Annotated in this window: 20 protein-coding genes; 12 read left to right on the plus strand and 8 right to left on the minus strand. The window is 62.3% G+C overall.

Features of this window, described 5'->3' with window-relative positions:
• Positions 1-193 precede the first annotated feature (193 nt).
• The 5 genes from DNA98_RS00005 to dusA all read right to left on the minus strand — a co-directional run bounded on the left by DNA98_RS00005 (position 194) and on the right by dusA (position 5,486).
• Positions 194-946: a hypothetical protein gene (locus tag DNA98_RS00005; RefSeq protein ID WP_110524333.1), complete on the minus strand. Its 753-nt coding sequence runs from the start codon at positions 944-946 to the stop codon at positions 194-196.
• Entirely contained in the window at positions 924-2,210 is a 1,287-nt protein-coding gene (locus DNA98_RS00010; RefSeq protein WP_158531581.1) for a HAMP domain-containing sensor histidine kinase, read from the minus strand. Before DNA98_RS00010 ends, DNA98_RS00005 begins: the two co-directional genes overlap by 23 nt.
• Positions 2,211-2,356: 146 nt before the next feature.
• Entirely contained in the window at positions 2,357-3,040 is a 684-nt protein-coding gene (locus DNA98_RS00015; protein WP_110524337.1) for a response regulator transcription factor, read from the minus strand.
• Between the two features lie 147 nt (positions 3,041-3,187).
• Positions 3,188-4,414 carry a DUF5666 domain-containing protein gene (locus DNA98_RS00020; RefSeq protein ID WP_110524340.1) on the minus strand — a complete coding sequence of 409 codons (1,227 nt, stop codon included), beginning with the start codon at positions 4,412-4,414 and terminating at the stop codon, positions 3,188-3,190.
• A 46-nt stretch (positions 4,415-4,460) separates the two neighbouring features.
• On the minus strand, positions 4,461-5,486 hold the full coding sequence (gene dusA / locus DNA98_RS00025) for a tRNA dihydrouridine(20/20a) synthase DusA (RefSeq protein ID WP_110524342.1): 1,026 nt from the start codon (positions 5,484-5,486) through the stop codon (positions 4,461-4,463).
• Positions 5,487-5,630: 144 nt separating this feature from the next.
• Between dusA and DNA98_RS00030 the strand changes: the two genes are divergently transcribed.
• The 4 genes from DNA98_RS00030 to DNA98_RS00045 are packed head-to-tail and all read left to right on the plus strand — an operon-like array spanning position 5,631 to position 9,183.
• Entirely contained in the window at positions 5,631-6,128 is a 498-nt protein-coding gene (locus DNA98_RS00030) for a GspH/FimT family protein (protein WP_255418274.1), read from the plus strand.
• Positions 6,125-6,724: a prepilin-type N-terminal cleavage/methylation domain-containing protein gene (locus DNA98_RS00035; RefSeq protein ID WP_110524346.1), complete on the plus strand. Its 600-nt coding sequence runs from the start codon at positions 6,125-6,127 to the stop codon at positions 6,722-6,724. The genes DNA98_RS00030 and DNA98_RS00035 overlap by 4 nt, the downstream gene beginning before the upstream one ends.
• Entirely contained in the window at positions 6,721-7,422 is a 702-nt protein-coding gene (locus DNA98_RS00040) for a PilW family protein (RefSeq protein WP_110524348.1), read from the plus strand. Before DNA98_RS00035 ends, DNA98_RS00040 begins: the two co-directional genes overlap by 4 nt.
• Positions 7,423-7,431: 9 nt before the next feature.
• The gene (locus DNA98_RS00045) at positions 7,432-9,183 is read left to right on the plus strand and encodes a competence protein ComZ (RefSeq protein WP_110524351.1); all 1,752 of its coding nucleotides are present in this window, start codon (positions 7,432-7,434) and stop codon (positions 9,181-9,183) included.
• Between the two features lie 16 nt (positions 9,184-9,199).
• Here the strand turns inward: DNA98_RS00045 and ispH are convergent, their stop codons facing one another.
• Both ispH and dprA read right to left on the minus strand, forming a co-directional pair.
• Complete coding sequence (ispH, locus tag DNA98_RS00050) at positions 9,200-10,165, minus strand: 4-hydroxy-3-methylbut-2-enyl diphosphate reductase (protein ID WP_370444426.1); 966 nt, start codon at positions 10,163-10,165, stop codon at positions 9,200-9,202.
• 114 nt (positions 10,166-10,279) lie between these two features.
• Complete coding sequence (gene dprA, locus DNA98_RS00055; RefSeq protein WP_110524356.1) at positions 10,280-11,299, minus strand: DNA-processing protein DprA; 1,020 nt, start codon at positions 11,297-11,299, stop codon at positions 10,280-10,282.
• A 263-nt stretch (positions 11,300-11,562) separates the two neighbouring features.
• Here dprA and era point away from each other — a divergent pair, with 263 nt between their 5' ends.
• The 4 genes from era (at position 11,563) to DNA98_RS00075 (ending at position 14,712) form a co-directional block, all read left to right on the plus strand.
• Positions 11,563-12,456: a GTPase Era gene (gene era / locus DNA98_RS00060; protein WP_110524358.1), complete on the plus strand. Its 894-nt coding sequence runs from the start codon at positions 11,563-11,565 to the stop codon at positions 12,454-12,456.
• Positions 12,453-13,079 (plus strand): PIG-L deacetylase family protein, encoded by a 627-nt coding sequence (locus DNA98_RS00065; RefSeq protein WP_110524360.1) that lies wholly within the window; start codon positions 12,453-12,455, stop codon positions 13,077-13,079. Before era ends, DNA98_RS00065 begins: the two co-directional genes overlap by 4 nt.
• Before the next feature lie 68 nt (positions 13,080-13,147).
• Positions 13,148-14,032 (plus strand): acyltransferase, encoded by an 885-nt coding sequence (locus tag DNA98_RS00070; RefSeq protein WP_110524362.1) that lies wholly within the window; start codon positions 13,148-13,150, stop codon positions 14,030-14,032.
• Positions 14,033-14,076: 44 nt separating this feature from the next.
• Entirely contained in the window at positions 14,077-14,712 is a 636-nt protein-coding gene (locus DNA98_RS00075; protein ID WP_110524364.1) for a hypothetical protein, read from the plus strand.
• A 289-nt stretch (positions 14,713-15,001) separates the two neighbouring features.
• On the opposite strand, the gene DNA98_RS00080 is transcribed toward DNA98_RS00075, so the two are convergent.
• Entirely contained in the window at positions 15,002-15,250 is a 249-nt protein-coding gene (locus tag DNA98_RS00080; protein WP_110524366.1) for a hypothetical protein, read from the minus strand.
• Between the two features lie 252 nt (positions 15,251-15,502).
• Between DNA98_RS00080 and DNA98_RS17970 the strand changes: the two genes are divergently transcribed.
• From DNA98_RS17970 to DNA98_RS00105, 4 genes are all read left to right on the plus strand, one after another.
• Positions 15,503-15,838 carry a helix-turn-helix transcriptional regulator gene (locus DNA98_RS17970; protein WP_233492963.1) on the plus strand — a complete coding sequence of 112 codons (336 nt, stop codon included), beginning with the start codon at positions 15,503-15,505 and terminating at the stop codon, positions 15,836-15,838.
• A 52-nt stretch (positions 15,839-15,890) separates the two neighbouring features.
• Positions 15,891-16,331, plus strand: a complete 441-nt coding sequence (locus DNA98_RS00090; RefSeq protein WP_110524370.1) for a thioredoxin family protein — start codon at positions 15,891-15,893, stop codon at positions 16,329-16,331.
• Positions 16,332-18,028: 1,697 nt separating this feature from the next.
• Entirely contained in the window at positions 18,029-19,432 is a 1,404-nt protein-coding gene (locus DNA98_RS00100) for a sensor histidine kinase (RefSeq protein ID WP_110524374.1), read from the plus strand.
• Between the two features lie 63 nt (positions 19,433-19,495).
• A complete protein-coding gene (locus tag DNA98_RS00105) occupies positions 19,496-20,131 on the plus strand; it encodes a response regulator transcription factor (RefSeq protein WP_110524376.1) in 636 nt (211 codons plus the stop codon).
• The last annotated feature ends 46 nt before the right edge of the window (positions 20,132-20,177 follow it).

Raw genomic sequence — 20,177 nt, forward strand, 5'->3', positions numbered from 1 at the left:
TCGGCCAAAGACTCAAGATCACCGGGGCCCACTGGAGCGAATCCGGAGCGAGCGCTAAGGCCCTGGTCCGCTCGCGGTTCTTCTCCCACAGCCCCGTCACACCTTTCCACGCCGTCCGACACGGCGCTTTCCCTACTGCAGCCTAGTTGCCTAAATCCAGGACACACCCCGCGGGTGTAGGGGTGCGAATCGTTTAGGGGAAGGGTTTTATGCTATACCAGGCGATGGACTGCCCGTTCCACTCGCCTAGCATCTCCAGCCAACCGGGCTTGAAGCCTGTGGGAACCGGGGCCAGTCCCGGCGGCAAGGCCGCCAAAGTTTTGCCGTCGAAGTAGGCCACGAGGCGGATTTGGTTGTTCGTCTCGGGGGATGCTCGCAGCGCTAGGAGGCGGTCGTTGGGATCGTCTTGCAGCCAGATCTCTGCGTACTGGTATGGGGCAAGGGGGCTGATAGAGTTCTGCCAGCGCAGCAGCGGGGTTACCGGCCCTCGGTAGAAGGCCCAGGCTTTGGGGCTCACGATCCGCACCTCATCGGCGCGGAAAACGTTGCCCTCCCAGCGCCCACTGGCCTCGAGCCACATTCCCGGAGCGACCAGGCGCAGCCAGGGAGAGTCGCTCAGCAAGCGGGTGGACCCGGTATAGACCTGTTTGCCGTCGTTGACGGTGACCTGGGCGTAATAGCTGCGGCGCTCTTGGTTATTGGAGCCCTGGGGGTTTCCTCCGCCCCAGTTGGCGTTGTTGTCTTTATTGTTGCTGCCGCTATTGTCCTTGCCAGCCTTATCTCCTTTATCTCCCTTGCCCTTGTCATCCCCTTTGTCTTCGTTCTTGTTGGTGCGCTCCTCGGCAAAGGCCAGCCCCCAAGGATCAAGGGGAGCGAACACCCTCAGGCTGAGCCCCAACATCAACAAGAGGGCGAGCGGGTGGCTAAGCGCGCGTCGCCCGGGCATGGGCTTCCTCCCGTGGAGGGTTGGCTTTGGGTAGGCTGAGGGTGACCTCGAGGCCGGGGCGAAGGTTTCTAAAATGTACGTTCCCCGATAGCGAACGGGCAATGTGGCGCACCAGGGCCAGCCCCAGACCCAACCCCGGGAGCTGGGGGTTGAGCCGCAGGAAGGGCTCGCCCAAGCGCGCCAGGGCTTCTTCGGGCACACCGGGGCCTTGGTCCCGGACTTGTACGAATACCTCCTGGCCGGCCTTACCCAGGTGAACCCGCACCGGCCCCTGGCTGTATTTGCAGGCGTTTTCGATCAGATTGCCGATGGCCTGGGCTACTAGCTCGCGGGGGCCAACGCTCCAGATTGCGCCCTCGAGCGTGACCTCGATCCGGTGCCGGCGCGCAGGCGGCATCCCAGCTACTACCGACTCCACCAGGGTGTGTAGGTTGAGGGGGTGGGGGTCGGGCTCGGGGCTACGGGTGAGGGTCAGAAGGCCGTTTAGAATGTCTTCGATGCGGCGCAGCCCGGCTTCCAGGTGGGGCATGGCCTCGGCCTGGCTTACCAAACCCTGTTGCATAGCCTCAATCTGGGCGCGCAGGGTAGCCAAGGGCGTACGCAATTCGTGCGAGGCGTAGCGGGTAAAGCTCTTCTCGCGCTCGAGGAAACCCCGCACCGCGTGCGACATGCGGTTGAAGCTGTGGGCGAGTTGGGTGAGTTCGTCGTTGCCCGAGGGGACCGGGATAGGTTCAGGGAAGCGCTGCTGGGCTAGGTCGTGGGCGGCCTTGGTAAGGTGGTGTACCGGGCGCATTAGGTAGCCCAGCAGTAAGGCCGTCAAGAATACGGCTAGCAGTAGGGTAATCGGTAGCGCGATGGATAGGGTACGTAGGTAAGCCGCTAGCGAGGATTCCAGGCTGTGGGCTGGGATGGCGGCCTCGAGCAGATACCCTTGCTCGAGCGGGATCCGGGTGCGCAACCAGCCGGGGCCGGGTGGGGGAAAGGGGCCCCCGATGTCCAGGTAGGTAAGGCCGTCCTTCTGTACCCGAAAGCGCCCCTCGTTCCATCCGGGCACCTCCGAGAGCCGCTCGGGGATGAGGGTGGGGGGGGTGGTGCGCAGGTCTATCGCCTGGGCGACTGTGTGGGCACGTAGCGCCAGGTCCCCCGTGAGGTTTTGCTGGAGGGTCTGGCGAAACTGCCAGTAGCCCAAACCGCCCTCGAGCCCAACCGCAATCACGGCTAGAACGGTAAAGGCCAGCACCATCCGAGTACGGAAGCCCAACATTGCCCTCTCCCTTTTCAATCTACCGAAAGGAGACGCTTCGGGGTGTGAGCTGCGCAGATGGAGCACGCCTTTCTCCCATCCCGCGCCCAGGGCGTAGGGGTGTACGAGGAGAGGGGAGGTGCAACGGTCGCCCATGGCAAGCCGGGTCAGAGCCCTAGCCGGTAACCCCCGGGCATGGTCAAGATCGCTTCGGGGGCGAGCTTTTCTCGCAGGCGATGCACATAGACCCGGAGGATGCGGTGACCGGAGGCAACCTCTGGAAAGAAGCGCTCCAAAAGCTCCTCGACCGTGAACACCCGCTCCGGGTGCATAGCGAACAGCTCGAGCAGGGCGAACTCCTTTTCCGAGAGTTCTAGACGTCTGTAGTGCCACAGGGCTTGTCGGGCCACAAAATCCACCTGTAGAGGGCCGCGCTGGAAAGTGGACTGCTTGTGGGAGGCGTTGCGGCGGAGCAAGGCCCGTACCCGCGCCAGGAACTCCGCGAGCGAGAAGGGTTTGAGCAGATAGTCGTCTCCCCCCAAGTCTAGCCCTCGTACCCGGTCCTCCACGGCGTCGCGGGCACTGAGGAAGAGGATGCTGCCTCTGTATCCCGCGCGGCGCACCGCCTGGGCGAACTCGAAACCGGCATCTACCCAGCTTGTGCTTTTCGACCCGGTTGCTCCTTGGGGAAACATGATGTCCAGCACGATGAGATCCGGCTCGAGGCTTTCGAGATGGGCATACGCCTCCTCCAGATTGCTGGCCCAAGAGGCCTGGTAGCGCTCCTTTTGCAGCAGGGCCAAGAGGGGTTGGGCTAGCCCCGCCTCGTCTTCGACGATCAGGATACGCATCAGGATTCTCCACCGTAGAAAAGACGTTGGCGATGGCTCTTGGTAACTCGCATACGCAAGACAGGGATCTCAGGCCGGGGGTTCGGGGAAGCAGGGGCGCTGGCTAGGCGGTGGCCCCATTCTGAAACCCCTACTGTAAAGGCGGCCTTATTTTAACCCGATCTTGCGGGCCAGCAGCGCGGTGCTACTGCTGGGAACTCCCTTGACCTCGACCATCTGGCCGGTCCGGTCGCTGCCCCAGAACTCTTGAGCGGTGAGGGGTTTGCCGTTTTCCCCGGCCAAGCTTTGGCCGCCCACCTTCTCCTGCTGGTACACGGTCTGATCGTTCACCGATACGGTGACCCCATTGACCGTGAACGTTTTGGCGGTGGCGTTGAAGTTGGCGATTGTCCCCTCGAGCTCGGCATTGCCGGGTTCTTCGTCGTCTTGCGTGGTTACTTTGACCCGAATGGCTTTGACGGTGGTGCCCGAAAGCGCCCCCTTCACCTCTACCTCGATCCCATCAGCGAGCGTGCCGATCACGGTGGCGGCGGAGTAATCCACGCTTAGCCCCTCGACCTGGAAGGTCTGAGCGGCAGGATTGAGATTGCCGACCAAGCCCCGGAGCTCGATTCGGGTACCGTCGGGGACGTCCGGCTTCGCGTTCCCTTCGATGGCCCGCACCCGAAGGGCGGTGATGATGGTGCCGGATTTGCTTCCCCTAAAGCGGACGACCGCGCCCTCCACCAGCGTCCCCCGCACTGTGGCCTTGCTGTAATCTACAGTATAGGTCTGTAGCCCGTAGGTGAAAGTCTGGGCGGTCGGGTTCAGCTTGCGGATCGGAACCATCAGCTCTACACGGTTAGGATCATCGCTGCTTTCGCGCTCGAGCCGCGTCGCCACGATGGCATCGTCGGGGTCTTGGGGTCGGGGAATCCCGGCTACTTTCAGGTAATCGCCCGCGGCCAGGTCGGCCAGGGTCAGAGGGGTTTCGGTTCCGTCGGCGTTTTCCTGGAAGATCAGGGTCTTGTCGGTGACGAAAGCTTTGAGCCCAGCTACCACGACGAACTTCCCGGCTAGGTCCACCTGATCGGCCTGCCCTTGGGCCCGGTAGCGCGCCTCGAGGTCGCGCACCTTGACCTTGCCGCCCTCCTCGAGCCCGCTCCCGGAGATCTCCATCCCGGCCTTGACCGCCGCCGCGGTGGCGTCTTCGCCGTTTAGCGTCACTTTAGCGCTGCTCAGGTCGAGCACCTGGCCGTTCAGGGTGAGCATGGACGCGTTACCTCCCACCACCCCCGAGACGGCTAGGGCCGTGCTTTGGGTTTGTGGCGAGGTGCTGCACCCGGCCAAGGCCAGCAGCCCACCGGCGCATAGGAATACCCCGATCTTTCGCATAGGTGACCTCCGGGCCCAAGCCTAGAACCCCGGGGTAAACGTGAGATTAACCGCACTGCGGCAGGGGTTGTTTGGGGAAAGAGGCGATAGGGCTAGGGGTGGGGGCTACCTGCTCGAGCGCTTCCCACAAGACCTGGGGCTTGGCCTCGGGCCGGATGGCGTGCTGCGACAGATACCGTCGCCAGCGCTTGCCGCCGCGCTGCCCTTTGAACAGGTTGAGCATGTGGCGGGCGATGGACCACAGGGGAACCCCCTCCTCCAGGCGGGCCTCGGCGTAGGCGATCATGGCCTGGGCTACCTGGCGGCGCTCGGGCCGGTGCGCTAGGCCGAAAAAGCGCCGATCGGCCTCCTCGAGCACGAAGGGGTCTTCATACACCGCCCGGCCCAGCATCACCCCGTCCAGGCGCTCGAGGTGGACCCTGGCTTCGTCCAGGGTCTTGACTCCTCCGTTGAGCACGAAGGTCAGGTGGGGGAAGTCCTCTTTGAGCCGGTATACCCAGCCGTAGCGCAGCTCGGGGATCTCGCGGTTTTCCTTGGGAGAAAGCCCCTGGAGCCAGGCCTTGCGGGCGTGGACGATGAAGACCTCCACCCCAACGCCGGCCAGCTTCTCGACGAAGCGGGCCAGGTAGCCGTAGTCCTCGAGGTCGTCCACCCCCAGCCGGTGCTTGGCGGTCACGGGGAGCTGCACCGCTTCGCGCATCGCGGCGAAGCACTCCGCCACCCGCTCCGGTTCCTTCATCAAGCAAGCCCCGAACCCGCCGCCCTGCACCCGCTCGGAGGGACAGCCCAGGTTCAGGTTGATCTCGTCGTAACCCCACTCCTGGCCGATCCGGGCGGCCTCGGCCAGCAGGGCCGGATCGCTCCCGCCCAGCTGCAAGGCCACGGGGTGTTCGCTGGGATCGAAGTCGAGCAGGCGCGATCGGTTCCCGTGGAGGATAGCCCGGTCGGTGACCATCTCGGTGTACAGCCGCACCCCCCGGCTCACTTGGCGCACCAGGTAGCGGAAATGCCGGTCCGTCCAGTCCATCATCGGCGCGACGGATAGGCGGTGGAGGGTGGAGTCTACGGCCATACTACCCAGACCTGATTGTAGCAAGGTGGAGTACTTGGGTTGCCCGGGTGGCCATCCCCCCATTTGGGGGGGTGAGAGATTAATTGGCCATTTACCTGAGACTTCTACTTTGAAAGCGAGGTATTTCCGTTATAGGAGGTGAATGTGCCTGTATCCAGGGGTATGACCATCCTAGAGCTGCTGGTCGTGTTGGCCATCCTGGGGATTCTCCTAGCGTTGGGAGTAGGGAACCTTCGCCCAGATCGAGTGGCCGTGGACCAGGCTGCTCAGATCCTGGCTGCCCAGGTAGGGCGCACTCGGCTCGAGGCGATCCGCAACAACACCTACGCGGGGCTCGCGCTGATTTCTAGCGGTAGCACTTATATGGGCACGAGCTTCCCAGCCGGGGGATATGTGGTTTGCCTGGATATCAACGCCGATTCAGCCTGCGGTGCGGGAGATCAGGTGTTGCAGCAGGTTCGCTTCGGGGAAGGTGAGCTGAGTCGGGTGCGTTTGCTGGCGGGCAGTGGAGTAGTTTGGATCGGCTTTGACTCACGGGGGATGCCGCGCTTGACCGGTGCTGTAACCGTGAACCTCAGCAACGCTGCAGGTACCTATGTGCGGCAACTGGGTATCTCTGTGCAGGGGAGGGCGAGCCTATGAACCGCCGCGGCCTCACCCTGGTTGAACTGTTGATTGCCTTGGCCATCATAGGAGTGGTATTCACTGCCTTGCTGATGAATCAACTGGCCAATCTCCGCTCGAGCACCCAAGCCCGCTTTCTAAGCGATACCAAAACCGTGGCTAACCAGGTGCTCGAGGAGCGGCTCTCGGAGGTTTTGCGGGTTTCCAACGATGTACCTGATAATAGCGACTTTGACGATGACCGGCAGAGCGGTCCGGGCCATGTACGGAGTTTCTGGTTTATCGACTACTACTATGGCTGTCCTACCCCGGTATTACCCTCTACCGCCTCTGGTATCCGCACCTACAGCCTTATCAAACTACGCCCGGTGAACTGTTCGGGGAGCACCATCGCTCAATCCAGGGTGTTACCGGGAACTGTGCGTTACAACTGGCAAATAGCCGGAGAGAGCGGACCTCTGGGCGAGGGTGTGTTGAGGGTGACGGTCACGGCGATCCACGACCAGCGCTTGGTAGTGAACTTGGTCAGTCGGGTATCCTGCTACGACGTTTATCCCTCGCCGACCTCCGATGCGCCTGTACCCTGCGCCAATCCCGGTGGAGGTCGCCCGTGAAGCGGAGGGGCTTTACCCTTATCGAGTTGCTTGCAGCCATGGTGATCTTCGCCGTGGTACTAGGGATTGTCGGTGAATACTTGGCCGAGCAGAATACCCTAACCCGTACCAATCAGGCCCGCAGCGAACTGCAAGATCGCATCCGCATTGTGATGCAGGTCGTGACCCAAGATTTGCAGATGGCCGGCGCCAGCCGCTACTCCGACGCTTCCGGAAACATCAATACCAGCGTGTCGCTGGCGAGCTGCACCTATACCCAGTGTTTGATCGCTGCCGATGGTGGGGTCAAAGACTCCTTCCAGGTGCAATACATCACCGGCCTGCGAGACGCGAGTAACGCTTGTCGGCGGGTGATCTTCGACTTCAGCGGCGACACCCTGCGCCGTAGCGATGTGGCTTGTTCGAGCCCGGCCGATCCGCAGCCCTTAGCCGACGGCCTGTTGGCGCTGGATATTGTCTATTTGTGCAGTAACGGTAATCGCCTGAACGGTTATCCCGATGAAACCCTTTGCCCGACGGGTGCAGCTTATCCGCGTTCGGCCTTGGTAAGCGTAGTGGGCCAGTCCCGTGCGCCTGTAGCAGGAGTTCCCCCCAGCAGCTACTTCACCTCGAGCGGTCAGACAGTGGCTTGCCCGGCGGGTTTTCTCTGCTACGCCATGAGCCAGGAAGTGCGAATGCCCAGCCTCAAGGATCAGTAGGAGAGTTCTATGCGCTCACGTGGAATCGCTTTGGTTATAACACTGGCTGTTTTGCTGATGGTGGGCCTGCTCGTTTTCGGCGTATTCTTTACTACCCAGATTGAACGCTGGATAAGCCGCAACGATGTAACTGCTACTCAGGCCCAATACGTTGCCGACGCAGGCCTTAACAAGTACAAGACCGCTTTGTTTCAGTACTTTCGCTGGCTGCAAGAACCCGGGAACGATAGCACGGCGGCTCCGACCCGCACCGCTTGCTTCAACCGCTTGGGGGCTGGGCTAGATCTCAATCGCACCGGCAGCCCTATCTCCTGGAACAATGGCCGCATCACTTACCCCAATGAAGTACTGACCGATGCTGATGGAAATGTGTTAGGGAGCTATACAGTTACGATTTACAAAGACCCCGACGATAGCAACTTGTATACGCTCGAGGCGGTCGGGACCTCCTCTGGGGCGCGTTCGACCGTGCGGGCCACTTTTCGCATCGAACTGACCGGGGCTTTGCAACAAGCGGTGTTTACTGGACAGGGCCAGTCCAACAAGTTTATCAACGGGGGAGCCACCATCCGGGGGGGCATTTACGTGGTAGGAAGCGACCCCAACGCTACGGTCATCGATGCCAACGGCAATTTCTCCATGCTCAACCACTATGACCTTTCGGACTACACCGGGGGGATTTCCAATCGGGTTCACCCCAATAACCGCTCCGCCAACAATTTATGTGCGAACCTGCGGGTGCAGTACGGCAAGGTCTCGGTGGGAGGGAGTACCCAGATCGGCGAGGAGACCAACCGGGTAGTAGGCGTTTGGGTGGGTCGCGGAGCCTCAGATGTCAACAATGGCGGGAGCTTCAACTGCCAGCAAACCAAAGGGATCTGCACCGATGTCGGACCTGCGGCGTTTGACTTGTCCAACCCCCCGGCTTTCCCAACCTTTGACGGACCTGGAATCTGTCAGATTCCAGGTAATGGAAATCCCACCTGGCGGCAGTGCATCCGGTATGTGGCCACCTTGCCCGGCCAGGGGCTATTCATCAGCCGAACCAGCTCGAGCCCCGTGGTGCAGTGGCCTTCGGCGGCCCTTCCCAGCGCTATCCCCGACAGTTGTTACAACGCCGTAGCTGCGGCAGCAGCTTCTAGCGATAAGAAGCTTGTATTGGATGGTGCGCCAATAGACTGCTCCTACATTATGCCCGATGGGAGTAGAGGTGGTTTTAAGTACACACCCAACCCGGCCAAGCTCGAGGTCTACGGCACGGTGAACCTCAAAGGCTTCAGCCTGCGTCTGGCTCGCGACACCGATTATCAAGCCCGCACCGCGCTCCTGGGAGCGATTCCCCTGGTCGAGCGGCAAAACGCTTCGCTGGTGGTGGAGAAGCTGGATTCCAGTGATACCCTGGGGGGCAACCTAGACCTGGACGGAAGCCTGCTCCCCGATACGGCTGGGGGGAATGCGTACTTCCCCAACCACGTCTTGGCCGTGATTGCCGAGGGGGATACCTATCAGCGGGGCCAGTACGTAATGGCGCCGGTCTACTCCGGGGGCACCTTCCGCATCGTTAAAGATAACGTGCTGTTGGGTTCGGTGATCAGCAACATGTTTTGCACCACCAGCGCGGGTAACCAGGCCAGTTGTAACGCAGGCCAAAAATCCGAGGTGGTCTACATCAACACCGCCGAGAATGTACCAGCAGCACTACGGCCCATCCAATACCGTGGACCAGCCACCTTTAAGCTCCTCTCGTATGAGCGCCGCTAGACCCGCCGCGGCGGGTCTAGAGGTTGGAGCAACCGAGCAGGATTTCCTCCGGGGCCACCCGGCGCGGCTCGCGAAACTCGATATTTTCCCACTCGCCTTGCTCGATGACCTCGAGGGCGGGGTTGTGGGCCTTGAAGTAGGCCACCACCTCCTGCACCAAATCCTCCGGGGTGGAAGCCGCCGAGGTGATGCCGACACTTTTTACCCCCTCGAGCCACTCCGGTTTCAGGTCGGCCACGGTGTTGATGCGCTCGGCCCGGCCCACCAGCTGCTTGGCCAGCTCCAACAGCCGCATCCCGTTGGAAGAGGCGGTGCTGGTGAGCACCAGGAAGAGGTCTACGTGTGGGGCGATCCGCTTCACCGCGTCCTGGCGGTTCTTGGTGGCGAAGCACAGGTCGTCCCGGCTGGGCACCACCAGCTTGGGGAAGCGGGTTTTGAGGATCTCGATGGTGGCCAGGGTGTCGTCCACCGAGAGGGTGGTCTGGGTCAGCACCACCACCCGCTCGGGGTCGGGGACTTCCACGGTGCGCGGGTCGGCCAGCCGGGGGTCGCGGCCCACGTGGGTATGCACCGAGACCAAGATGGTCCGCTCGGGGGCTTCGCCCCGCGTGCCCTTGATCTCCTGGTGGTCGGCGGAGTCTCCGATGAGCAGGATCCAGTAGCCCTCCTTGGCGTAGCGCTTGGCCTCGCTGTGAACCTTGGTCACCAAGGGGCAGGTCGCGTCGATCTGGGATAAGCCCCGCTGGGCGGCCTCGCTGCGCAAGTGGGGGGGGATGCCGTGGGCGGAGAAGACCACCGTCTCGGCCAGCTTGGCCCCTGCCTTGCGCAGCTCTTCCACCTCGGCCAGGTCTTCCACGAAGTGGACCCCCTGCTGCTCGAGCCGACGTACCACCACGTCGTTGTGGACGATGGCGTGGTAGACCACCAGCTCGCCCTCTTCTTTTAGCTCTTGGGTGGCTTTTTCCACCGCCTGGATGGCCATCACCACCCCGGCGCAAAAGCCCCGGGGTTTGGCCAGATACACCCGCTCGATCACCCCGCCATTCTAATCGCGTCGCCTCGGCGCCATAGCAAGTCCGCTTACGCAGTGGCGCCCTTATCCCACCCCGTAGCGGCCTCCCGGTAGGCTCAGGGCGTACCCCTTCAGCTCGAGCATGCTGAGCACCGCCAGCACCTCCGAGAGCGGGAGGTCGAGGGAGAGGGCCAGGTCGTCGGGCAGGGCTTCGCCCATCTCCAGTAGCGCCCGGTGCACCAGGGCTTCCCGGCCCTCGAGCTCCCCTTCGCCACCTTTGCGTGGCGCACTGAATCCCAGCGCCATCAGGATATCCTCGGCGTTCATCACCAGCCCGGCCCCGTCCTGGATGAGCCGGTTGCAGCCCCCGGAGGAGGCGTCGGTGGGCCTGCCCGGAACGGCCAGCACGTCGATGCCCCCCTCGAGGGCAAACTTTGCGGTGATGAGCGCCCCCGACTTGACCCCGGCCTCGGCCACGATCACCGCCCGCGCGAGCCCTGCCACGATGCGGTTGCGGCGGGGGAAGAACTCGGCTTTGGGTGAGGTGCCCAGCGGGAACTCCGAGAGCAGGTTCATCCGCTCGGCAAGCCCTCGGTTGGCGGAGGGATAGACCTGATCCACTGCGCTTCCCAGCACCCCCAAGGTATACCCGCCCCCCTCCAAGGCTCCGGCGTGGGCCTCGGCGTCAATCCCCAGGGCCAGCCCGGAGATCACCCCCACCCCGGCCTCAGCCAGCTCACGGGCTACCTTGCGGGTCCAGGCCTTGGCCCACGCGCTCGCCCGGCGGGTTCCCACGATGGCCACCGAGCGCCTGGGATCGGGCAGGCTTCCTTTCAGATAGAGTACGCTGGGCGGAGAGGCTAGGTGGCGCAGCGGCTCGGGGTACTCCGGATCCCACAGCCCGATGATTCGCACTCCTAGGGCCAGGGCCTTTTCGCGCTCTTGCTCGGCCCGGCCAGACCCGAGCAGCTTGCGGTAGGCCGCCCCGATCTCCCGCCCCAGCACTTGCTCCACCGCCTCCGGGCTCAGGTCGGTGTGCTCGAGGACCTGTTGCAGGCGTTTAGGACCGACATTGGGGGTAAGGGCTAGGGCTAAGGCGTCCACTTGGATCATGCTAAACGCCAAACGCGAGATGCCGAACGCTTTATGAACGTCGTTTTGGATCGGTAGTCACCCGAGGTCGAGAGCGAGGTATCCCTGCGGCGGGTGGACCTCATAGTTTGGGCATTTGTACCCACACCAGCCCTCCGGTCGGGGGCTGAAGCAGCTTTTGGAAGCGGGCGCACAAGAACTGAGCACCCAATAGCCGGGCGCCTTAACGTTTTGCCCATCGCGATCCACCGTTAAACAGCCCCTATACTTGAAGGGTGAACGCTGGTACGACCTATTCCGGTTTCGTCGCCATCGTGGGTAAGCCCAACGTGGGTAAGTCCACCCTGCTCAACGCCCTGTTGGGGGTCAAGGTGGCCCCCATCAGCCCCAAGCCGCAGACCACCCGCAAGCGCGTGCGGGGTATCTACAGCGAGGGCAACCGACAGATTGTTTTTGTAGATACCCCGGGGGTTCATGAGCCTGAGGACGCCTTGGGCAACTACATGGGCCAGCAGGTGGCTGAAGCCTTGGCCGACGTGAACGCGGTAGTCTGGGTGGTGGATCTGCGGCACCCGCCCACCCGCGAGGACGAACTCGTGGCCAGGATGCTGCGACCTATCCAGAACGCGCCGATTCTCTTGGTGGGCAACAAGCTCGATGCCGCCAAGCGCCCGGAGGACGCCATGCAGGAATACCGCTCCTTGCTCCCTCAGGCCGAACCCCGGATGCTCTCGGCGCTGGACGAGCGTGCGGTGAAGAACCTACGCGACGAGCTATTGGCCCTGCTCCCCGAAGGCCCCTTCTTTTACCCCGAGCTCTTTTCTCGCAGCGACCAAAGCCCCGAGGAGTGGAGCGCCGAGATCGTGCGCGAAGAGGCCATGAAGCGGCTGCGCGAGGAGATTCCCTATGCCATCGCCACCAAGACCGAGGAGTTCACCGAGCGGGAAAAGGGCAAGCTCTATATCCGCACCGTGCTCTTTGTCGAGCGCGAGTCACACAAGCCGATTTTGATCGGCAAGGGCGGGCGGATGCTCAAGGAGATCGGCCAGGCCGCCCGCAAGCAGCTCGAGGTCTTCCTCTCCCGCCCGGTCTACCTGGAGCTCGAGGTGAAGGTGTATCCCAACTGGCGCAAAGACCCTGAGGCCCTGCGCGAACTCGGTTACGAATGAGCCTCCTCGAGCTTTCCCCCCGCAAGGTGCTCTGCCTGGGCGCTCACTCCGATGATATCGAGATCGGCTGCGGAGGAACCCTTTTGCGGTTGGTGGAGCGGGGGGGCCTCGAGGTCTTCTGGGTGGTTTTCAGCGCGGATTCCTTGCGTGCCGCAGAGGCCCGCTCCAGCGCAGCCCGGTTCCTTGAGGGGGTGTCCTATCGGCTGCGGGTGCTGGAGTTTCGCGACGGCTTTTTCCCCGCGCAGTGGGCCTCTCTCAAGGAAGCCTTCCGGCAGCTCGCCGCGGAGTTCTCTCCCGACCTGATCTTCACCCACGCCCGGGCGGACCGCCACCAGGATCACCGGGTCCTCTCCGACCTCACCTGGAACACCTGGCGCCACCACCTCATCCTCGAGTACGAGATCCCCAAGTGGGACGGCGACTTGGGAACCCCCAATGTGTACGTGCGGCTCGAGGAGCACCACGTCCGGCGCAAGGTCGAGATCCTGCTCGAGGCTTTCCCCAGCCAGCGGGGCAAGCACTGGTTTGATAGGGAGACCTTTACCGCTTTGCTGCGCTTGCGCGGCCTGGAAGCCGCTACCCGCTACGCCGAGGGCTTTTACGGACGCAAGCTGGTTTTTTAGACCGGGGGTAAGTTCCCTCACCATTCGCCCGGCCCTCGGGGGCATACCCTAGGGGTCTAGGTGGTTTGATGCCCTGGTTACTGCCCAAGACCATCACGCCCGATGCCGACCAGATGCTCAAGCGCTGGTTGGGCGAGCTTTCCGAGCGGCTTGCTGACCCCGCCGTAGACCGCTACGCCCTGGTGCGCGATGAACTCTCGCGTATCCTGCACGCCCGCCCCTACGCCGAGCTGGCCGAGGTAGCTCCCATGGCCGCGTTGGCCCTGGACCCGGCCAATGCGACGCTGGAGGCGGAGTACTACATCGCCACCGACCCCGAGCAGTTCCGCCGGGTGAAGCCCCTGCTGTGGTTTTGGAAGGCCCTCGACCTCACCCCGCTGGGCCAGTCGGTGCACTCGGGTGTGGCGATCCGCCGGGCGCTGGCTCCCTTCATCTTCAAGCGGGTGGGGAAGAACCCCAAGTTCTTCCAAAACGTAGAGTTTTCCGTGGGGTATAACCTCGAGCTGGGCGACGACGTGGTGGTGCACCGTCACTGCTTGCTCGACGACATCGGCGGGTTGGTGATCGGCGATGGTACCTCGATCAGCGACTACGTGGACATCTACAGCCACACCCATCACGTCTTGAACTCGCCGGATGTGACCCTCAAGCAGACCATCATCGGGGCCGGGGTGCGCATCACCACCCGCAGCACCGTGCTGGCCGGGGTGACCATCGGCGACGACGCCATGATCGGGACCGGAGCGCTGGTCAACCGCGACGTACCCCCCCACGGGATCGCCCTGGGGAGGCCGGCCAAGACGGTACGCTGCAAGTTGCGCGCGCAGTGGCCCCGGCCTTACTTTCACGAAACCGTACCGCGCATCCCCGACCGTAAGCCCAACCCCGATTTCCCCCACTTCATCGCGCCGGGGTACGGGACCTGCCAGCCGGAAGAGCCGAAGAAGGCGTGAGCCCGGTTATAATCTGACCGATAAAAATCTGCCAGCCTGAGCCCATGGCGCGCTGGATGATGTTTGGCTGCTTCGGCTTGTTGCTGGTTGCCGGAGCGCTGGGCGTAGGGGCATACTTTTTCCTGATCCGCCCAGCCCAAGCCCTCTTGCACGAATTCACCCAGGTCTTCCGGCTCGACGCCGAGATCAACAACAAAACCCCGTATACCCCGCCGGCGAGCGGCCAGCCTACCCTGGATCAGGTGCAGCGCTTCGTGCGGGTAGCACGCGAGGTGCACCAGGGGCTGGGGGCTCGCTTCACCGCGCTGGAGGGGCGCCTCGAGCAGCTCAGCCGGCAAGCGGCCGGTCAGGCTCAGCTCGATTACCGGGTCGCCCTTGACCTCTTCCGGGACTCAGGGGCGCTCATCACCGAGGCCAAGCGCCTCCAGGTACAGGCCCTGAACCGCCACGATTTCTCGCCCCAGGAGTACGCCTGGGTGCGGAGTCAGGTGTATTCGGCTCTCGGCTACGGAGTTCCCGCGCTGAACCCCCAAGAGATCCTGCGTCAGATCGGCTCCGGCGACTTCAACCCTAGGGTCTCCCTCCAGCGCTCTCCCAGTTCCCAGGCTGCCGCGCGGCTGGTGGAGCCTTATCGGCAGGAGCTGGAGCGTTATTACCCCTTCACTTGGTTCGGGTTGTGAGGCGGGGTACCTGATGACCCAACAACGGAGGAGTGTCTTACCCGGCCCGCTCTCCGCTCTCGGGGCTGGACGGTAAAGCCGCACTGGGCAGGGCCTTGCGACCCTTTAGCTGCCGTAGGGGCTGGTCAATCCTCGAACACCCCCGCTGCATCCAGCGCCGGTGCGCACCAGCCAGCGCAGGGTGTACTTGCGCCCTGCTGCGTCCAAAAAGCCCACTCCTCATCGCGCATGTCCGAGAGGTACGGTCTACGCTGTCCCTGGCTTCTAGGCGTAGGTGGTTTTCCCCAGCTCAGGCTAACCCTACATTCCGCACTTTCAGGAGGCGTGCCACCCGCTCGTGGTGGGGCTCGAGGTTGAGCTCCGCCACGCGGACCCAGAGAAAGAGCTGGAACACCCAGCGCAGGATGAGCCTCCAGCCTTCCCCGTGCTCGCCAACTCCCCCGGGCGGGTCCGACCCGCTCGTCCACCAGGGGCGCCAGCCCACTATGCCGGCCACCAGGCCCAAGTCGTATACCTGCAAGCCTGGGGTCCCTTGCATCCCAAAATCCTACCCCGGGGTGGGAGAGCTGCGGAATGTAGGATATAACTGAGCCGGGGTGATGAAGTGGTTTTCTCTGGGAATGAAACCATGCGTCTCCATGGTCAGGCCCTTTGTGCTTCTCTACGGCACAGCCCTGATGTCCATCTGGTACTGGACGCACCCTGGGGTTACGCTCTCCTCACACTTGCCAGTCTGCCTCGTCCAGTGGTTGTAGTCACGGGCGTCAGTTCGGCTTCCTACTTACGCGATTTGCTGGAACTCGAGCCTGAGGGACTTCTGGCCCACCCGGCAGGACCGCAGGACGTTCTCGGCGCCCTTATACGGGTTGCTGAGGGGGAGCGCTTCTACGAAGGCCCCTCAGCAGACGATGGCCTTCAACCCTGCGAAAGGGCAGTTCTTCGCAGGGTCGCCTTCGGCATGGAAAACGGCGAAATCGCCCAGGAGCTGCATATCAGCCCTCGAACCGTCGAAAACCGGCTCGTGGCCCTTAAGGAAAAGCTGGGGGTTCGGAACCGCGTTGAGCTGGCCCTCTATTACCTAGGGATGCACCCAAGGCTGTGGGCTTGTGGAGAACCCACGCTCTAAGCGTGAGTTTTCCCCCTTTCTCGGCGGATGCCTTCGCTTCTATCATGGGCCCATGCTTCTGCGATGGTTCCTATTTGTGATTCTTGGAGGCTGGAGCCTGGCTCAAAGTGTACCGCTAGGGTACGGGCTCGAGGAGGGTACCCGAATCCTCGTGTTCACCACCTCCGAGTGCGCAGTTTGTGAATCCTTGGCCGCGATGAAGGGCTTTCCCCTAACTTTTGTCGGCCGGACCGAAAAGCTTCCTTTTCACCCCTATTTGCACGACCGAGGCGACCTTCTGGCCCGTGCGCTGCGGATTCAATCCGCTCCCACGCTGGTGGTTTTAAAGGATGGCTGGGAGGTCAAGCGGCTTACCGGGAAGATCAATCCCTCCGCGAAGACCCTTGGCTTGCTCGTCGATGCCGCCGAGGCGGGGCTGCTCAGTCCGGCGTATACCTTGGCAGTATCCCTAGGACAGATCGCGCACCCTACCAGGACTTCTCCGGCCTGCTAATCTTCGGTTACGAGCAGTGCCGTTGGTGCGAACTCGAGAAGGAGAGCTGGACAAGGCTCTGTCAACAATCCGTAAACCTGAAGATCATCTATAGCGAAGGGAGGTGGCCAGAAGCCTGCAGAGGTGAGCTGAACACCGAACTCTTTGGCAGGTTTGGCGTACCCGGTACACCAACCCACGTGTACCTCCGGCAAGGCCGAATGGTGTGGATCGACGTGGGCTATCGCAGCGACCTAGAGGAAGTCGTTCGGGCGCTGGAAGCGATGGAGGTGAAGGGATGAAAGGTATTGCGGCTGTGCTTATCCCTCTGGCTATGCCCCTGGTCGGTGGCCTCGCTCAGGCCCAGGAAACAGGGAACGCCCCGGGTAATCAAATTCAGCGCATTGACGATGGAGATGGGTCTGGAGGCGGAGGTGGTGGAACATGCAGTAACTACACCACTGCTGGAGCATGTCCTAAACTGATTTGTGAACCGCCAGCTTCCCGGAGGGTGTGGAATCGGTGTTAGTTGTACAGTGAAATACGTATCTGGCACCATATACCACTACTGCCATACGAGCAGCGCTGGTACTTGCGTATGTGAGAGTGCTTGCAGTCCAAATTAGCCCATCGCTTCGAGATTAGAGATATGACAGACCCTCAGAAAGATACATACAATGTGGTGGATGCCATGTTTGACTTTTCTTTTAGGAAGCTCCTACTGACAAAGATAGTCAACAAGCAGACAATGAAATTTATTTATCTCTTTGTGATAGCAATAATATTCGTAACTCAAATAAATAGTCTTGTGCAACAAAGTAGGCACGTTGATCCGATGTCCTTTTTCACTGCCCACTTACCAATTTGGTTTCTAGTGGTCATGCTTAACATCTTGCTAGCCCGGCTGGCGCTAGAGCTAATTCTTTTGATCGTTTCTTCATTGTCTCATAGCGATCCCGAATGACTGCCCGTCCCTTGGGCTTTGGTGTGGAACGTCATTTGTGAGCGTCTTTGTCAGGAGAAGACGCATGAAACGACCCACCTTTTGCGCGAAGCGCAGGCCTCCATGCTGGCTTAGGCTTCGGCCTGGCCTTCAGGCTCACACCGAAGATAAGTGCTTGGGGTGGGTTTCGCTATCTCAATGGCTGGTATGCGATGTTTTTATTTCTGGGTATGGCTTGGTTCGAACCGTGGTGGTGTTGCAGGGGGTTGGCATCTGGCCCCTGGTGGCTATTGCCGCCATGGGATCGCTCGGGTTTCGGCGGGCGGTGCGTGAGGTTACATGAGCGAGGCAGCTTCTGCCTGTAATCGGTCGACGCATGTGGGACTCTCGGGGGACCGACTCCTTTGCATCCTAGCACAGCCTCCAGTGTGCCGCCCGGAGTGGCCCCCACCTTTCCATCCGGTACGTGCGGGTTTAACCCCAACAGCTTCGACTTCGATTACTATGTCGGCCCGGCGTTGGAGTTCACTCCCCATTCCAACGCCCAAGGCGTCCTCCCCCACCACCCCCCTCGGGCCAGGGGGCTACAACGGGGCGCTGTCGGTTTTCCGCGGAGCGGGGAACAACAATATCACTGGGTTAGGCATCAGCGCAGCCCGACCGGTGAGCTTCACCCTCACTACTCCTTAGATCTTTTGCGCCTGGCACCCCAGGGAAGCCCTGGAGTGCTTTTTGCTTCCGCCGCCAATCGCCAGCCATCGACTACAATAAAGCGATGCTGGCTTTAGCGCGACGCTTTTTTGCCGGTCGCCCGGTGGCGCAGGCGGTGGCGGTGTTTACCGCTTTGAACCTCCTGATGCTGCTGATTTTTACCCTGCTGGTACCTTCGCGTCCGATCGTGCTGCCGGTAGAGGTCCCCATCCTAAAACCTGGGGAAGTGGCGCTGCGGGTGGGTCTGGCTGTGGCCATATATGCTTGCGTGTTATGGGCTTTGCGGCCAGGCCAGCGGCACTTCGGGGAGTTCTTGCTCCTGGGTGGGGTGGGTATCGCTACGGTATGGATGCTCACCCAGTACTATCTGCCCCTTTTGGCGCTGGGGCTGGTACCGGTGGTGGCCCGTTACTGGCTCTCGCTACGCTGGACGCTCTTGGTGGCCGCCGGTTTGGTCGCCCTTTCCGGCTGGTGGAGCCTGCGCGAGCCCTTGCAGCTGACCCTCGAGGTCACCTTCACCCAAGGCCCGGGCGGCTCGTTGGCCTGGAGGGCCCTTCCCCAGAGCACCGACTACCCCAACCTCGAGACCAGCTTCTTTGTTTTCATCGCCATGCTCTTCGCCGGGTACTCGCTTTTTGCCCTGGAGGTGTTGGTGCGCGAATCGCAAGCCCGGATGGCCCTGGAGTCCACCCAGCGCAAGCTCGAGGAGAAAAGCCGCCAGGCCGGGGTACTGGAGGAACGTCAGCGCCTGGCCCGCGAAATCCACGATACCTTGGCCCAGAGCTTCACCAGCATCGTGATGCACCTCGAGGCGGCGGAAGCGGCCATCACTGGCGAAACGGCCCCGGTAGCAGCCGGCAGGGCCGAGGTGCCTCGTTCGCCGCACAGCGGGGGGGACCGTTCGCTGAAGTCCCAGTCAGGGTCGCTCAGCCAGGTACGGGCGTATCTCGACCAAGCCCGCACCACGGCTCGGGAAGGGCTCTCCGAGGCCAGGCGAATGGTATGGGCGCTGCGGCCCGAGGTGCTCGAGGGGGCTTCGTTACCCCAGGCGCTCGAGCGGCTGGCCCAGCGTTGGGCCGAGGAGAGCGGGATTCGCACCGAGTTTACCCTCACCGGCGAGCCCCAGCCCTTGCACCCGGCGCTCGAGGTGGCTTTGCTGCGGGTGACCCAAGAGGCGCTGGCCAACGTGCGCAAACACGCCCAGGCCCGGCGGGTCAACCTAACCCTTTCCTACCTGGACGACCTGGTGTTGCTGGATATCCAAGACGACGGGGTGGGGTTGCAAGCCAATACGCCTTCGCTGGAGGGGGGGTTCGGGCTGCGTTCGATCCGCGAGCGGGTTGAGGCTTTGGGTGGTCACTGCGCCATCGAGAGCGAACGCGGGGTAGGCACCACGGTGGCGGTATCGTTGCCGGTCGCGCCCGCCTGGATAAGCCCAGGGCGGGCCGGGCTAAGGCCGAGGGGCTAGGGGTTCCCGCCTAGGACTTGATAGCAGGTTAGGTGGGTGGAGTTGTACACTCGAGGAACCCGTATGGACCCCTTGCGTATTCTCATCGCCGATGATCACCCGATCGTGCGGGCCGGTTTGGTGGGATTGCTTTCGACCCAGGAGGGCTTTGAGGTGGTAGGAGAGGCCAGTAACGGCCTCGAGGCCGTGCAGATGGCCGACGCCTTGCGCCCTGATGTGGTGCTGATGGACCTCAGGATGCCGGGGATGGATGGCACTGCCGCCACCCGCGCCATCCGCAGCCGCTTTCCCGAGGTGCAGGTGCTAGTGCTCACCACCTACGATACCGACGCTGAAATCGTGCGAGCCATCGAGGCGGGGGCTATCGGCTACCTGCTCAAGGACGTACCCCGTGAGGAGCTCTACAAGGCCATCCATGCCAGCGCCCAGGGCGAATCGGTGCTCTCTCCACCGGTGGCGGCCAGGCTTCTGGGCCGGATGCGGGCTCCCAGCGACGAGACCCTCTCCACCCGGGAGCTCGAGGTACTCTCGCTGGTCGCTAAGGGACTTTCCAACAAGGAGATCGGGCGCCAGCTCAAGATCAGCGAGGCCACGGTCAAGACCCACCTCCTGCACACTTTCGGCAAGCTGGGCGTCGATGACCGTACGGCTGCGGTAACGGTTGCGCTCGAGCGGGGCATCCTGCGGCTAGAGGGCTAGCGCAACAAGATGGGTTTATCGTGAGCGTGCGGTCTCGGCGAGCTTT

The organism is Meiothermus sp. Pnk-1 (assembly GCF_003226535.1).
Lineage (GTDB): Bacteria > Deinococcota > Deinococci > Deinococcales > Thermaceae > Allomeiothermus.

Excerpts from the sequence above, each read along its gene's own strand:
- DNA98_RS00005 (WP_110524333.1), bottom strand. The coding sequence starts at position 946 with ATGCCCGGGCGACGCGCGCTTAGCCACCCGCTCGCCCTCTTGTTGATG.
- DNA98_RS00010 (WP_158531581.1), bottom strand. The coding sequence starts at position 2,210 with ATGTTGGGCTTCCGTACTCGGATGGTGCTGGCCTTTACCGTTCTAGCC.
- DNA98_RS00015 (WP_110524337.1), bottom strand. The coding sequence starts at position 3,040 with ATGCGTATCCTGATCGTCGAAGACGAGGCGGGGCTAGCCCAACCCCTC.
- DNA98_RS00020 (WP_110524340.1), bottom strand. The coding sequence starts at position 4,414 with ATGCGAAAGATCGGGGTATTCCTATGCGCCGGTGGGCTGCTGGCCTTG.
- dusA (WP_110524342.1), bottom strand. The coding sequence starts at position 5,486 with ATGGCCGTAGACTCCACCCTCCACCGCCTATCCGTCGCGCCGATGATG.
- DNA98_RS00035 (WP_110524346.1), top strand. The coding sequence starts at position 6,125 with ATGAACCGCCGCGGCCTCACCCTGGTTGAACTGTTGATTGCCTTGGCC.
- DNA98_RS00045 (WP_110524351.1), top strand. The coding sequence starts at position 7,432 with ATGCGCTCACGTGGAATCGCTTTGGTTATAACACTGGCTGTTTTGCTG.
- ispH (WP_370444426.1), bottom strand. The coding sequence starts at position 10,165 with ATGGCCATCCAGGCGGTGGAAAAAGCCACCCAAGAGCTAAAAGAAGAG.
- DNA98_RS00065 (WP_110524360.1), top strand. The coding sequence starts at position 12,453 with ATGAGCCTCCTCGAGCTTTCCCCCCGCAAGGTGCTCTGCCTGGGCGCT.
- DNA98_RS00070 (WP_110524362.1), top strand. The coding sequence starts at position 13,148 with ATGCCCTGGTTACTGCCCAAGACCATCACGCCCGATGCCGACCAGATG.
- DNA98_RS00075 (WP_110524364.1), top strand. The coding sequence starts at position 14,077 with ATGGCGCGCTGGATGATGTTTGGCTGCTTCGGCTTGTTGCTGGTTGCC.
- DNA98_RS00080 (WP_110524366.1), bottom strand. The coding sequence starts at position 15,250 with ATGCAAGGGACCCCAGGCTTGCAGGTATACGACTTGGGCCTGGTGGCC.
- DNA98_RS00090 (WP_110524370.1), top strand. The coding sequence starts at position 15,891 with ATGCTTCTGCGATGGTTCCTATTTGTGATTCTTGGAGGCTGGAGCCTG.
- DNA98_RS00100 (WP_110524374.1), top strand. The coding sequence starts at position 18,029 with ATGCTGGCTTTAGCGCGACGCTTTTTTGCCGGTCGCCCGGTGGCGCAG.
- DNA98_RS00105 (WP_110524376.1), top strand. The coding sequence starts at position 19,496 with ATGGACCCCTTGCGTATTCTCATCGCCGATGATCACCCGATCGTGCGG.